The sequence below is a fragment of the Streptococcus danieliae genome, assembly GCF_013415245.1.
Taxonomy (GTDB): domain Bacteria; phylum Bacillota; class Bacilli; order Lactobacillales; family Streptococcaceae; genus Streptococcus; species Streptococcus danieliae_A.
Window position 1 is genome coordinate 1 of the sequence record NZ_JACBXX010000058.1, and the last position, 12,621, is coordinate 12,621.

The 12,621-nt window shown below is 40.1% G+C and carries 15 protein-coding genes; 12 read left to right on the forward strand and 3 right to left on the reverse strand.

Annotated elements, in window-relative coordinates:
- Nucleotides 1–453 (forward strand): group II intron maturase-specific domain-containing protein (locus tag HZY94_RS01565; RefSeq protein ID WP_306538575.1); only part of this gene is annotated, 453 nt, incomplete at its 5' end.
- A gap of 220 nt (nucleotides 454–673) precedes the next feature.
- Here HZY94_RS01565 and HZY94_RS01570 read toward each other — a convergent pair.
- From HZY94_RS01570 to recX, 3 genes are all read right to left on the reverse strand, one after another.
- Nucleotides 674–991 carry a DUF960 family protein gene (locus tag HZY94_RS01570; protein ID WP_179924737.1) on the reverse strand — a complete coding sequence of 106 codons (318 nt, stop codon included), beginning with the start codon at nucleotides 989–991 and terminating at the stop codon, nucleotides 674–676.
- Nucleotides 992–1,050: 59 nt separating this feature from the next.
- Nucleotides 1,051–1,584, reverse strand: a complete 534-nt coding sequence (gene ntdP, locus HZY94_RS01575; RefSeq protein ID WP_160332906.1) for a nucleoside tri-diphosphate phosphatase — start codon at nucleotides 1,582–1,584, stop codon at nucleotides 1,051–1,053.
- Between the two features lie 107 nt (nucleotides 1,585–1,691).
- On the reverse strand, nucleotides 1,692–2,480 hold the full coding sequence (gene recX, locus HZY94_RS01580) for a recombination regulator RecX (protein WP_179924738.1): 789 nt from the start codon (nucleotides 2,478–2,480) through the stop codon (nucleotides 1,692–1,694).
- 36 nt (nucleotides 2,481–2,516) lie between these two features.
- Here recX and rlmD point away from each other — a divergent pair, with 36 nt between their 5' ends.
- From rlmD to HZY94_RS01635, 11 genes are all read left to right on the forward strand, one after another.
- Nucleotides 2,517–3,863, forward strand: coding sequence for a 23S rRNA (uracil(1939)-C(5))-methyltransferase RlmD (gene rlmD / locus HZY94_RS01585; protein ID WP_179924739.1), 1,347 nt, complete (start codon nucleotides 2,517–2,519; stop codon nucleotides 3,861–3,863).
- A gap of 11 nt (nucleotides 3,864–3,874) precedes the next feature.
- The gene (locus HZY94_RS01590) at nucleotides 3,875–4,126 is read left to right on the forward strand and encodes a DUF1912 family protein (protein WP_160332910.1); all 252 of its coding nucleotides are present in this window, start codon (nucleotides 3,875–3,877) and stop codon (nucleotides 4,124–4,126) included.
- A gap of 21 nt (nucleotides 4,127–4,147) precedes the next feature.
- Entirely contained in the window at nucleotides 4,148–4,963 is an 816-nt protein-coding gene (locus HZY94_RS01595) for an aminoglycoside N(3)-acetyltransferase (protein WP_179924740.1), read from the forward strand.
- Nucleotides 4,964–5,208: 245 nt separating this feature from the next.
- Complete coding sequence (locus HZY94_RS01600; protein WP_179924741.1) at nucleotides 5,209–5,640, forward strand: PTS sugar transporter subunit IIA; 432 nt, start codon at nucleotides 5,209–5,211, stop codon at nucleotides 5,638–5,640.
- The gene (locus HZY94_RS01605; RefSeq protein WP_179924742.1) at nucleotides 5,624–6,097 is read left to right on the forward strand and encodes a PTS system mannose/fructose/N-acetylgalactosamine-transporter subunit IIB; all 474 of its coding nucleotides are present in this window, start codon (nucleotides 5,624–5,626) and stop codon (nucleotides 6,095–6,097) included. The genes HZY94_RS01600 and HZY94_RS01605 overlap by 17 nt, the downstream gene beginning before the upstream one ends.
- The gene (locus tag HZY94_RS01610; protein WP_179924743.1) at nucleotides 6,094–6,858 is read left to right on the forward strand and encodes a PTS mannose/fructose/sorbose/N-acetylgalactosamine transporter subunit IIC; all 765 of its coding nucleotides are present in this window, start codon (nucleotides 6,094–6,096) and stop codon (nucleotides 6,856–6,858) included. Before HZY94_RS01605 ends, HZY94_RS01610 begins: the two co-directional genes overlap by 4 nt.
- Complete coding sequence (locus tag HZY94_RS01615; RefSeq protein WP_179924744.1) at nucleotides 6,855–7,661, forward strand: PTS system mannose/fructose/sorbose family transporter subunit IID; 807 nt, start codon at nucleotides 6,855–6,857, stop codon at nucleotides 7,659–7,661. The genes HZY94_RS01610 and HZY94_RS01615 overlap by 4 nt, the downstream gene beginning before the upstream one ends.
- Nucleotides 7,662–7,671: 10 nt before the next feature.
- The gene (locus HZY94_RS01620; protein ID WP_228064529.1) at nucleotides 7,672–8,712 is read left to right on the forward strand and encodes a tyrosine-protein phosphatase; all 1,041 of its coding nucleotides are present in this window, start codon (nucleotides 7,672–7,674) and stop codon (nucleotides 8,710–8,712) included.
- 17 nt (nucleotides 8,713–8,729) lie between these two features.
- Entirely contained in the window at nucleotides 8,730–10,583 is a 1,854-nt protein-coding gene (locus HZY94_RS01625; RefSeq protein WP_179924746.1) for an HTH domain-containing protein, read from the forward strand.
- A 13-nt stretch (nucleotides 10,584–10,596) separates the two neighbouring features.
- Nucleotides 10,597–11,844 (forward strand): YdcF family protein, encoded by a 1,248-nt coding sequence (locus HZY94_RS01630; RefSeq protein WP_179924747.1) that lies wholly within the window; start codon nucleotides 10,597–10,599, stop codon nucleotides 11,842–11,844.
- The gene (locus HZY94_RS01635; protein WP_179924748.1) at nucleotides 11,841–12,458 is read left to right on the forward strand and encodes an LPXTG cell wall anchor domain-containing protein; all 618 of its coding nucleotides are present in this window, start codon (nucleotides 11,841–11,843) and stop codon (nucleotides 12,456–12,458) included. The genes HZY94_RS01630 and HZY94_RS01635 overlap by 4 nt, the downstream gene beginning before the upstream one ends.
- Nucleotides 12,459–12,621: the final 163 nt, after the last annotated feature.

Genomic DNA, 12,621 nt, shown 5'->3' on the forward strand with positions numbered 1-12,621 from the left:
TGGAAATCTCCGAAAGGCTGGAAATGCCGTCCCCATCAAGATAGTGTACAGAGTTTTAAGCGCAAGCTGAAGCGACTAACGACGAGGAAGTGGAGCATTGACCTAACGACACGGATTGAACGATTAAATTGGGTTATCCGCGGTTGGGTAAATTACTTCTCACTTGGTAATATGAAGACGATACTGACGCAAATAGATGAGCGTTTACGAACTCGTATCCGAGTCATTATCTGGAAGCAATGGAAGAAAAAATCGAGACGACTATGGGGACTTCTGAAACTAGGTGTTCCGAAATGGATAGCCGATAAAGTATCTGGCTGGGGTAACCACTATCAACTAGTGGCACAAAAGTCAGTCTTAAAGCGAGCTATATCAAAACCAGCCCTTACTAAAAGAGGACTGGTTTCTTGTCTAGATTTCTATCTTAAACGACATGCGTTAAAAGTTAGTTGAACCGCCGTGTGCCGAACGGCACGCACGGTGGTGTGAGAGGGACTAGAAATTAGCCTCTACTCGATTATTACTTCTAATTTAAAATTAAATACTCAAACTAGTTTGGATCCACACTAGGGAGCGAGACGCAGGCATAACTCAAGTTAGGCAAGTCGAAGCTAACGACGTGTGGATTCAAAATGGAAAGAGTTTCATATAGAAATGGAGAAGCTCTCCCCGACTAACCGGTAAATTCATCTGGTAGGAGGATCACTTGCGTGCGATTTTGTTCGACAACATAAACTTCTCTTGGATAGCTGGAATCAAAGGGATAAGGTAAATCAAATTGAATCCAGGACGGGGTCTGGTTACTCCGATATTCCAGACTAACCTGATTCTCTGCGTTTTTTAGAATCCGGAAATGGAGGGGAGATATCAGGTCGAAAACACCTGTCAGATTTTTGTCGATGACAAACCAGAAGGAATCGATTAACTCGGATGGAAGACTGGTGACAATGCCGAAGGAGGCATAGCGTTCATTAGGATTTGAAAAAGGCATCTGGACTCCTTTCATAGTAAAAGAGGCATGTGGAACCCACACTACCTCTAAGGCTAACTTTACCGATTTTTGAGTTCTAAATAGCGTTTGTACCAAATATTTACATAGGATTGAGAGAAGGGGCCGCGGCCATTGTTGATCCAATCCACTAGAATTTTTACATTCTCTTTAAGGATAAAGTCAATATCCTCAGAATAGTTCATTTGCTTCTTATGACGTTCATACTCTTCTACATCCAGTAGACGTTTTTCCCCATCCGCAAAGACTTTGACATCCAAGTCGTAGTCGATGTACTTAAGGGCTTCCTGGTCCAGGTAATAGGGGCTGGCCAGATTACAGTAGTAGGAGACGCCATTATCGCGAATCATGGCGATAATATTGAACCAATACTTTTTGTGGAAATAGACAATGGCTGGTTCACGTGTCACCCAACGACGACCATCACTCTCGGTAACCAGTGTATGGTCATTAACGCCAATGAGGGCGTTCTCAGTTGTTTTTAGTACCATGGTATCGCGCCAAGTGCGGTGCAGATGCCCATCATGCTTATAACTTTGAATTGTAATAAAGTCGCCTTCTTTTGGAAGTTTCATATGCTACCAACTTTCTACAATACACTTACTCTCCAATTATATCACAAAAGAGAATGAAATAGGAGAAGGGAACCTCGTAGAAGGAGGAGCAAGATCTTGGAAAAGGGCTAGTCCAGGTCTCTCAGGGCCTGGTCAAGTTGGCTTTTAATCCGGTCATAGTCAAAGCCCTTGCGGAGCAGGGCCTGGGTCAGGCGCCGTTTGAGTTGGAAGCCTTCGTATTTTCGCTGGTAACGGCGGAGGGCCTTGTCCAGCTCTTTTGCGAGTAGCTCCTCCTCGGTGTCTGGATCCTTTTCCCAGCTTAGTTGGCTCAGAGCCTGGCGAATGCTGTCGGCCTTGAAGCCTTTTTGGTAGAGGGCTTGTTGGATTTTGGTTTTGAGGTTGCGATGGCTCAGACGTTGGCTGTATTTGCGTTGGAGTTTTTCGGCTTCTTTGAGGGCCAAGGGACTAAAGTCCAGTTCCTCCAAGCTTTGGGCAATGATGGCTGGGGCGATTCCTTTTTGTTTGAGCTTTTCCTGGAGCCGGTAGGGGCCTTTGTTCCCTGTCCGGAGCTGGCTATCGAGATACTGTTGGCAGTAGCGCTGGTCGTTAATCCAGTTGTCTGCTTCCAAGTCTCGGAGGATGGTTGCGACTTGAGACTCTGCGATTTGGTATTTGAGGAGGTAGTCTCGAACCTCTTTTTTAGTCCGATTTTGAAAGGAAATGTAGTAGAGGGCCAGGTTTTTGCCGTAGGAGATTTGCGCGAAGGCGCGGATTTCTTCTAATTCTTCAGGAGTCACTTCCTTCCCTTGGGAGAGCAGGTAGCGAACCAGGGTGTCTTCGGTGATGTAGAAGGCTTGCCCCTGGTCCGTTTCTAAGAGGTAAAGCCGTTTTTTCTTTTGGAGTTTTGTGATTTTCATAGGCCTATTATACCTTTTTTATTGTAAAATAAGGGTATGAGAGTAAAACAAAGAATTCCATTGAAAATCAAACGAATGGGGATAAATGGAGAGGGGATTGGTTTCCACAAGGGGACGCTGGTCTTTGTGCCGGGGGCTCTGAAGGGGGAGGATATCTTCTGCCAAATTAGTCGTGTGAAGCCGAATTATGCGGAGGCACGTTTGCTGAAGGTGAATAAGGCTTCACGGTTCCGGGTTGATCCAGCTTGTCCTATCTATGAGACTTGTGGGGGCTGTCAGATTATGCACTTGCAGTATCGGAAGCAATTGGAGTTTAAGCGGGATGTGTTGAAACAGGCCCTGAAGAAATTCAAGCCGGAAGGTTATGAAGACTACGAATTACGGCCAACTCTAGGGATGAAAAAACCGACCTACTATCGAGGGAAACTGCAGTTCCAGACACGGCGGGTCAAGGGGGAGGTGGCAGCAGGTTTGTTTGCGGAAAACTCACACCGTCTGGTACCGGTGATGGATTGTCTGGTTCAAGACAAAATAACCCAGGCCATTGTCAATCGTACGGCTGAACTCTTGGATGACTTGAATATTCCAATCTATGACGAGCGGAAAGAGCAGGGAGTTCGGACAGTTATGGTACGGCGGGCTCGTAAAACGGGTCAGGTTCATATGATTTTTGTCCTGAGTCGGAGATTGAAATTGGGTCGTCTGGTACAGCGCTTAACTGAGGAGTTTCCTGCGATTCGGACCATTGCGGTCAATGTTCAGCCTAAGAAAACCAGTGAGATTTACGGAGCGGAGACGGAAATTATTTGGGGAAGTGAGCATATCCAAGAAGGGGTATTGGACTATGATTTTGAGTTGTCCCCACGCGCCTTCTACCAGCTAAATCCCCAGCAGACTGAGGTCCTCTACCAAGAGGCAGTGAAAGCCTTGGAAGTCAAGCCCACAGATCATTTAATCGATGCCTATTGTGGAGTCGGGACCATCGGCTTTGCCTTCGCCAACAAAGTTGCCTCTGTACGGGGAATGGACATTATCCCCGAAGCAATTGAAGATGCCAAAAGCAATGCCCGTCGTATGGGCTATAACAATACCTATTATGAAGCGGGAACAGCTGAAAGCATCATCCCTCGCTGGTATGCGGAAGGCTATCGAGCAGATGCCTTGATTGTTGACCCCCCTCGGACCGGCTTGGATGACAAGCTCTTACAAACCATCCTGACCTATCAGCCAGAGAAGATGGTTTATGTGTCCTGCAATGTGTCCACCCTGGCCCGTGACTTAAAAACCTTAGCCAAGGCCTATCAGGTGGAGTATATCCAATCTGTGGACATGTTTCCCCATACAGCCAGGACTGAGGCTGTTGTGAAATTACTGAAAAAATAAAAGGAGTTAACATGAGAGAACAAGAATTTTTAAAAGATATGGAACAATGGTTGAAGTTACAGGTTACAACCAATGAAATGGCGGTGGCTGAAAGCCACCGAATCTGGGAAGAAGAAAAAGATGAAGCGGCGCGTGAGGCTTGGATTCGTTATGAAAGCCGTCTAGATGCTTACACCTTTTTGTTAGGCAAATTTTTAAACTTTCATGATGGCAAGTCTTTCCATGATTTGCCAGAAGGATTTTTGGATAAAAAATTCTATTAAAAATCGAAAAAGGGGGATACGATGTATAGTTATCTCACAAAATCAATTGAAAAAGGCTATTCTCCAGTAACGGAAGCTGATTTTCGAAGTCTATTTTCGGATCTAGGTTTGATGAAAGGGGACCTTGTCCTGGTTCATTCTTCCTTATCTTCTTTAGGTTATGTTGTGGCTGGTGCTGAGGCGGTTTTTAAAGCCTTGCAAGAGCAGATTGGCGCCGAGGGAACGATTGTTGTCCCGTCTCAAACTGTGGAAATTTCAGATCCTAGTTCCTGGCAATATCCAGCTGTCCCGAGTGAGTGGTTTGAAAGTATCCGGGAAAATATGCCTGCTTATGACAAGAAAACCTCCTTTTCTAAAAGTATGGGCCAATTTAGCAACTATATTGGACGTCTGCCCCAGGCTGCTCGTTCGGATCATCCCATGTATTCTTTTACAGCTGTTGGCAAGCAAGCAGAGGAGCTTGTTGAGATAGATGGATTGGATTTTCCCTTTGGAGAAAACTCAGTTTTATCAAAATTATATGATACCAAGGCTAAAATCGTTATGATTGGCACGGACTTTGAAACCAATACCTCGCTCCATCTAGCCGAGCATTCTGTGGATCGTGATGTGATCGTTGAACGTAGTAAAATCCTGCAAGATGGGAATGCGACCTGGTGTGAGTTCAAAAATATCGATTTAGATCTCTATGATGATTTTCTAGAGATCCAATCGCAATTTTTTGAAAAGTATCCTCCTAAGCAAGGAAGGATCAATGATGGGAAGGTGTATTGCTTTAATATGATTGATTGTGTGGATTTTGCTAGGGAACATTTTCAAAAGCGAAGTGGGGAGTGAGTGGCATAGAAAGCTCACATTTTATAACCATCGAGATTGCGAAGACTTTGTCCGATTTGGGCAGGGTCTTTTTGTTTCGCTTGGATTTTGTTTTTACTTTTTACCATCCGCTTAATCACTTTTAAAGTCTAGGAATTTCACTTTAATAAGTGAAATTGTTTATATTGAAAGCGAAAACATTGTTGTTTATAATGAATTTATAAATGAAGTAGCTACAAAATTTAAGGATATGGAGAGGATGTTAAATGACAAATTCAATAGCTTTACTGTTAATGTCTCATGGAACTTTTGCACATTCGGCGATGAAGAGTGCGGAGTTAATTATTGGACAGCAAGAGAATTATGAAACTGTGGGAATAGATGTTGTAGATGATGTAGATGCTTTGGAAAAAGAGATGCTTGAGAAAGTTGAGTCTCTTGATAAATCGAATGGTCTTATTATTTTGACAGATATTATAGGAGGGACACCAACCAACTTGGCATCACGGCTATTACAAAATTCAAATACCATTTTGGTTTCAGGTTTGAATCTACCATTAGTGTTAGATGTTTGCATGAATCGGCAGATGAGTTTGGATTCTGTAATGGTGAGTTTGGAAACTGCTTATACACAAGGATTTAGTATTCGCACAATAACAGATGTTATGGGAGGAGAAGAAGATGAGTATAGTCTTTAGTCGCATTGATGATCGTTTAATTCATGGGCAAGTTATGACAACTTGGGTAAATTTACATAATGTTGAACAGATTATTGTTTTAAATGATCGTGTTGCTCAAGATCAGACACAAAAAAGTATATTAAACATGGCAGCACCTCCGGGAATAGCTGTAAAAGTATTTCCTGTTGAAAAGTTTGGACAAATTTTAAAGAAAACGACAATTACAAGACGTACAATGCTGCTATTTACAAATAGCGAGGATGTTTTGTTGGCAGTAAAAGCAGGTGTACCAATTACAGAATTAAATGTTGGTGGAATGCGTTACCATGAGGGACGGGAGAAATTAACAAAGTCGGTAGCAGTCACAGAAAGTGAATTAGATGCTTTTAAAGAATTGCTGGCACGTAATCTTGAAGTGACCATTCAAATGGTTCCCAATGATGAGCGTGTGTTGTTGGAGGAGGTTCTAAAATGATTCAAGCCTTATTGATCGCGATTTGGACAGGTATCTGTGCTATTGATGATATTGGGACACAGATGCTTAGAAGACCTTTATTAATTGCGCCGGTTATTGGGGTTATTATGGGAGACCTTCCAACTGCCTTATTAATCGGAGCTTCCCTAGAGGTCTTGTGGATGGGAATTGGAAATGTTGGCGCCTATTCAGCACCAGATATTATTTCTGGAACAGCAATTGGGACAGCATTAGGTTTAGCTTCTGGAGGAGTTGCGACAGCAGTGGCTGTAGCAGTACCGGCTTCTCTTTTATCCCAACAATTATTGGTCTTATACCGTTCAAGTATTGTCTATCTAAATCCAATTGCAGAAAAAATTGCCGAGACAGGTGATTTTTCAAAGATTTTTCGAATTAATTATGTACCGATGTTGATTGCTTTTCTGATTAGGGCAGTTCCAACATTTATTGCAGTTTATCTAGGGGCTGCGGTTATTGATCAGGTTGTGGCTTCTCTTCCTAAAGAGGTGATGTCTGGTTTAGCTATCGCTGGTAAGATTATTCCATCCGTGGGGATTGGTTTATTGATGCTCATGATGATCAAAAAAGGAGAATTGTGGGTATTCTTAATTGCTGGTTTTGCCTTAGCCGTTTACTTGGAGTTATCGGTTCTTCCGATTACACTATTGGCTCTTCCAATTGCCTTAATTTATGATTTGGCTTCACAAAAACCAGTAATGGTGAATGAAGTTACTGAGAGTGAGGAGGATTATGATTTATGAAAAATAAAATTGGAAAACAAGATTTGAACAGAGTTTTTTGGAGAATGCAGCTGTTCAATGTAACCAATAATTTTCAGTCTATGCAAGCGATTGGTTTCTTATCTAGTTTTGCTCCAATCTTAGAAAAACTATACCAGGGGAAATCCAAAGAGGAACGAGTAGCTGCGATGAAACGGCATCTCGAGTTTTTCAATAGTCATGTAAATTCAAATGCTCTAATCTTGGGTATAACAGCAGCTATTGAAGAAACAACAAATGAAGATCAGAAGGATACTGTTACAAGTATTAAGACGGGGTTAATGGGACCCTTGGCGGGTATCGGTGATAGTGTTTTGAAATTCACATGGTTGCCTATTTGTGGAAGTATCGGTGCTGCTTTGGCTCTAAATGGTAGTGTTTTGGGTCCAATCTTGATGTTTTTTCTCTATAATGTTGTCAATGTTGCTTCCAAATACTACGGGATTCATTTAGGATATTCGAAGGGGATCCAGTTGATTGAAGGGGCTGGAGGAAATGTTCTTCAGCGTTTGTCGAATATTGCAAATATCGTAGGTTTAATGGTTATCGGAGGATTGATTGCATCTGTTGTTAAGGTGAATATTATTTCAGAGATTAAAGCTGGAGACAATGTGATTCCTTTTCAAGAAATGTTTGATAAGGTCATGCCAGGCCTATTCAGTTTATTGATAACCCTTTCTGTCTATAAGATTTTGAAAAAAACGAATGGCAAGCATGCTCCTTTACTCATTCTAGGGATTATGATTCTATCAATTATCCTGACCTATTTGAAAGTAGTGGGGTAAGAATATGGTGATGGAGTATTATGTGCAGCAGATCAGACATCACTGTTTCCAATTTAAACGGGAAGAAGTGGAACAAAATTCGGAGCAAGTGGCTATCTTTTTGTTGGACAAGCCAGATGGGGTTCCTACTCAGTTTTTAATGAAGACAGATCAGAATGAATTTGAGCTAGAGTTGGAGATAGAGACACGCCCTTATTTTTTAGTTGAATCTGCTAGTAGGTCATATATAGTTGCCGAGAGAACTCTGCCAGTTGAAGGAATGAATAATTTTCGTGATATGGGCGGTTATCTTGGTTTGAATGGTAAGAGGGTTAAGTGGGGAAAGCTTTACCGATCTGATCATTTGCATAATGCTACGAATCGAGGAATCCAATATATTAAAGATTTGGAGATTTCTACTGTTATTGATTATCGGAGTGAAAATGAGATTTCAAAATACCCTAATCCAGATTTAGAGTTTATCAAACAAAGTTATCATTTAGACCCATCTGCTCATGTAGCGGAATTGGCAGCTCAATTTGATTCTTCTAAAGATCAGGAAGATACTGCTTTGATTCAAGAAATTATGAGACAAAAAGGGCAGGGAGAGTTAGTGAATCATTCGGAGGTTATTGCTGCTCAGTACCAAATGTTTGTAACGGGGGATGAGGCCAGAGAATCGTTTGGGAAAATGATTCAGCTTCTTGCAGATTCCGGTGGAAGTCCCCTTGTTCAACATTGTCGTGGTGGAAAAGATCGAACCGGATTTGGCTCTGCTTTGGTATTGGGGTTACTGGGAGTTTCTACAGAGGATATCATTAATGATTATTTGATTACGGGAAAAAATAGAGAGGAGAGGAACCGTGTTAAAATGGAGGGATATCGACAATTGACACAGGATCCAGATATTTTGGAACATTTGTATTCTTTTATTGATACAAAGTCGGAATTTATCGAAGCTGCTCTCACTGTAATTAAAGATAAATATGGAACAATAGAGAATTATGTGTTATCTGAGCTGGATATTAGCTTGGAAACGATTGAGAGACTGCGAGATTTATATTTGGAATAATTGGGAGGAGAATGAGTGTGAGAAAAGAATTGTCAGAAAAACTACAATTTTTAGATAGAAAACCACGGCTAAAAACACTTTTTCTCCTTCTTTTTCGTTCAGAAGGGTATGTGACTAGTGAATCTATCGCAGCTAAGCTATCTGTATCTTCTCGCACAATTAAGTCAGACTTAGCAGAGTTGAAAATAGCTTTAGCAGATATTGGCGACATTGTTGCCAAACGGGCACATGGATTTAAGCTAGTTATCCATAATTCCCAGCTGGAACAGCACATTAAGGAAATTTTCCAAATATTTCCAACATCAAAAATCGAAAATAGTAGAGATGCACATGTTCTTTATATTTTGAGGCGTTTACTAACGAGCCTGCAGGAACTACGAATTGAGGATTTTCAACGTGAACTCTTAACCACTCATTCTCTAACGGAGGAACTGAGAGAGGTCAAGAAGATGCTTGAACGCTATCAGTTGAAGTTGGTGACTCGTCCAAAGCATGGAATGGCTATCGTAGGTCCACGATTTAAGAAATTGATGCTAACTGTTCGAGTCTACCGCTATTTTGATATGTATTTTCAGACTTACTCAGGTATCTCGAGGTATGACGAATTGTTTGAGTGTTCAGTAGAAGATCGCGAGAAGATTCGAAAAATTGTTTTGGTATCGATTACGAAATCACGAATTGTGTTTTCGGATTTAAATTTGGAGAGATTCATTCTGTATCTGATTTATTTACGAAATAATCTATCTAAGGAGCCGTTTGATCTACCAGATATTCCATTTGAAGTAGAACTTACAGATGAGTATCGACTAGTCGTTGAAATTTTAAATAAGCTTTCAAATGTGTTGAGTGGATTTGATTTCAGCCAAGAGGAGATTATTTTATTATCCTATATTGCAGTTATTAGTACAGACCTTTATCGATTTGCAGATTGTAGTACAGAAAATTATAATGCTTTGATTCCCTTGGCGAGGGAAGGTAGGAATTTTTTGATGAAGGAACTGTCTCGGTATCTTCGAGTTGATTTTTTTGAAGATTATACTTGTTTTAAAGACTCTTTTAAAATTATGATTCCGATTAGTCTGAAGATGTTTTTGGGAGTATCCGATAGCATTGATATCAGGTATAGAGATTTTAGTAGTTCTAATTCAAATCCAGTTCTTAGATTTTATATTCAAGCCTTATCCAAAAAATTTTATTCTCAATTTGGGTATGAATTTTCTAATAGGGAGTTGGATCTTCTGTTTACAACTTTTCTAGGAGTATTAAATCGTATTGTTCTAGATGTGAGACGGCTAAATCTAGCGATTATTGCTATTGATGGTAGATTATCCACACAGCAGTTGAAATTCAATCTGAAGCATTATTTTGATGATTTTATCGACAAAATTGAAACGAAAACTTTGTACGAGTTAAACTTTTTGAAAGAAAAACAGTATGATTATTACATTTGTTCAGGAATTGGAGAGCAGTTGAGTATACCTTGGGAACCCAAGTATTTTGTTTCAGATGATGTTGCTGAATTTGACTATGATGATTCTTTCAAAAAAATCTTTTTTGATGCTTATTCTTATGATAGGGTTTTACCTCCGATCTCTATCAGTCAAACAGAAATGTTTGGGCACTCAGACGGCGATGTGATTGATGTTGAAAAGGGAGAGGTGAAAATACGCTTTTTGATTCACTTGGATTCAGAAAAAGAAAAGATTTGTGTCTATAGAGATCATATGAGTCAGTATATTATATCTGTAGCTGTTGATGTTCGGGATAACTTTCAAAAATTAAAAATGTTGTTGAATGTACTAAATAGTATGGTAGAGGCATCGGATATTTTATTGAAAGAAAATGTAACGTATCGCGATTTATTAAGTTAAGGGAGGAGAAACTATGAATAAAAAAATAAGACGTTCTTATTTAGGTTTATCTGCAGCAACTGCTTTAGCCTTACTGATGACGGGTAATCCTGCAAAAGCAGACGAATACTCTATTCAAGAACTTTCAGTTAGTGCCAGTGGGATTGAACCAGTGGCTGCTGTGTCTCAAGAAGTACAGAATCCTATTCCAGAGGCTACGGTTGTTGATCCTAATGGGATGTTAGAGTCATCCTCTGAAGTAGGTGTTCTAGAAGTGGAACAAAAAGTGACAGAAGAGCCACTGGAAGTAGCTATGGCAACAAAAGAGAATCCGCCATCAGACATGGGGGTGCCTGATAATCTCTATACCCATTTAACTTCTGAGAAAGTAGAAATTAAGAGTGGTTTAGGCTATGACTTTTATGAAGATTTACCAATGCCTGAGGCGAAGGAAAATGGTCGTGGTGAACCACTGGTACCTTTAATCTCTGACTATGGGAACTCTTATATTGAAGATCCTTTTCTAAAAGATGATGTATTGAGGTTTAGACGTTGGGATTGGAATGAATTATATTCTTCATTGGATAAAAAAGTGCAGGAAAATCCAGAACATCTAGACACCTATCGTTTGCAGGCTGAGATTTATTTAGTGAATAAGAAGTATCGAGAGGCTTTTTCGCAGATAGATAAGGTTTTACGAAGAGATCCGAGTGATGTCCATGCGTTATCATTATCCGTTCTAGCTGCGAAGGTAACGGGTGAAAAGGAACAGGTTAAAAATCGCTTAGCTGTTCTTAAACATGTTTCTAGAGATGCCTATGATTCTGTATTGAAGGTTCTCCGTGATGCAGATGCTTATAATGCTACTAAGATTAACTATGGTTCTAATCAATTGACTGAGATGGTTCCGGATGCTATTGCTGTTTTTGGGCAGTCTCCGAATAGCGATGGAACCCCATCCCCAGCTCTTTTAAGTCGACTAGAGAAGACAAAAGAGATGGCAGAACGCTATCCAGATATTCCAATTGTTTTAAGTGGTGGGCCCGTTCGCTATGAATATGCTGAAGCGGATGTGATGGCAAAATGGCTTAAGTCTCAGGGGATTGATGAAAAAAGATTTATTCTAGATGATATTGCCAGAGATACTCCTGGAAATGCTATTGGAATGATTAAAGCGTTTGAAGCAGTTGGGGCTCGGAAAATTTTAGCGATTGGAACGATTTTACATTTACCTCGAGCTGTAACGGTATTAAAAGTCTATGCAGATGCTATGACTTGGTGATTGACTCAGCAGGAGGCGGTAAGCAACCATCGGCTTCTAAAAAGGAAATTGAACGTCTTTATACCTATGTCAATGCTTTACGAGCAGGTTACCTTTATACTAAGGAAGATTTTGAAAGATTTTCTAAATCGGAATACAAAGTAGTCTTTAAAAATCAATTGAATCAGTTAATAGAAGAAAGAAATTTTAGATTTGGTGATCTAATTCATTACCCTGATCTTCAGCTAGATGGATATCGATTGGTAAATTGGAAATCGGAAGATGGTCGTCTTTATACCTCTCTTAGTCGGTTGTCAGATAATGTGGTTCTCTATCCAATTCTTGAAAAAATAACTTCTTTGCCTTCGAATATGAATGTTAGTCCTAAATTCGATGTTGAACAGCAGCAAGACAGAGTCGAGGTGAAGGTGCCGAGAGGTATCGAAAAACGAAGTGATGTGGAGCTCATTACTGAAGTTCGTAAAAATCCGAAATTATCAGTAGACTCAAAATCAGAGGAAACTAATATTCCTAAACTTCCTAAAACAGGTGAAGCGAAGGACCATTACTTTTCAATGTTTGGTTTGGGATTAGTTGGTTTCTTAGGCTTTGTATTTAAAAGAAGGAAAATCTGATTTTGGCTGATTTCTAAAGTGATGATTGTAGTTGTAATACTAAATAAAAATCGAATTTTGAATTATAATAGATTGTATGAAATTGAAATTAGATAAACAACAAGAAACTGAATTGAGATTAGCTCTTAGAAATAAAGACTACGCTACTTATCATAGACGCATC

Bases quoted from the DNA above. Each gene is read 5' to 3' on its own strand.
- HZY94_RS01605 (WP_179924742.1), top strand. From the start codon at position 5,624: ATGAGTATAGTCTTTAGTCGCATTGATGATCGTTTAATTCATGGGCAA.
- rlmD (WP_179924739.1), top strand. From the start codon at position 2,517: ATGAGAGTAAAACAAAGAATTCCATTGAAAATCAAACGAATGGGGATA.
- ntdP (WP_160332906.1), bottom strand. From the start codon at position 1,584: ATGAAACTTCCAAAAGAAGGCGACTTTATTACAATTCAAAGTTATAAG.
- HZY94_RS01570 (WP_179924737.1), bottom strand. From the start codon at position 991: ATGCCTTTTTCAAATCCTAATGAACGCTATGCCTCCTTCGGCATTGTC.
- HZY94_RS01630 (WP_179924747.1), top strand. From the start codon at position 10,597: ATGAATAAAAAAATAAGACGTTCTTATTTAGGTTTATCTGCAGCAACT.
- HZY94_RS01600 (WP_179924741.1), top strand. From the start codon at position 5,209: ATGACAAATTCAATAGCTTTACTGTTAATGTCTCATGGAACTTTTGCA.
- HZY94_RS01595 (WP_179924740.1), top strand. From the start codon at position 4,148: ATGTATAGTTATCTCACAAAATCAATTGAAAAAGGCTATTCTCCAGTA.
- recX (WP_179924738.1), bottom strand. From the start codon at position 2,480: ATGAAAATCACAAAACTCCAAAAGAAAAAACGGCTTTACCTCTTAGAA.
- HZY94_RS01620 (WP_228064529.1), top strand. From the start codon at position 7,672: ATGGAGTATTATGTGCAGCAGATCAGACATCACTGTTTCCAATTTAAA.
- HZY94_RS01590 (WP_160332910.1), top strand. From the start codon at position 3,875: ATGAGAGAACAAGAATTTTTAAAAGATATGGAACAATGGTTGAAGTTA.
- HZY94_RS01615 (WP_179924744.1), top strand. From the start codon at position 6,855: ATGAAAAATAAAATTGGAAAACAAGATTTGAACAGAGTTTTTTGGAGA.
- HZY94_RS01610 (WP_179924743.1), top strand. From the start codon at position 6,094: ATGATTCAAGCCTTATTGATCGCGATTTGGACAGGTATCTGTGCTATT.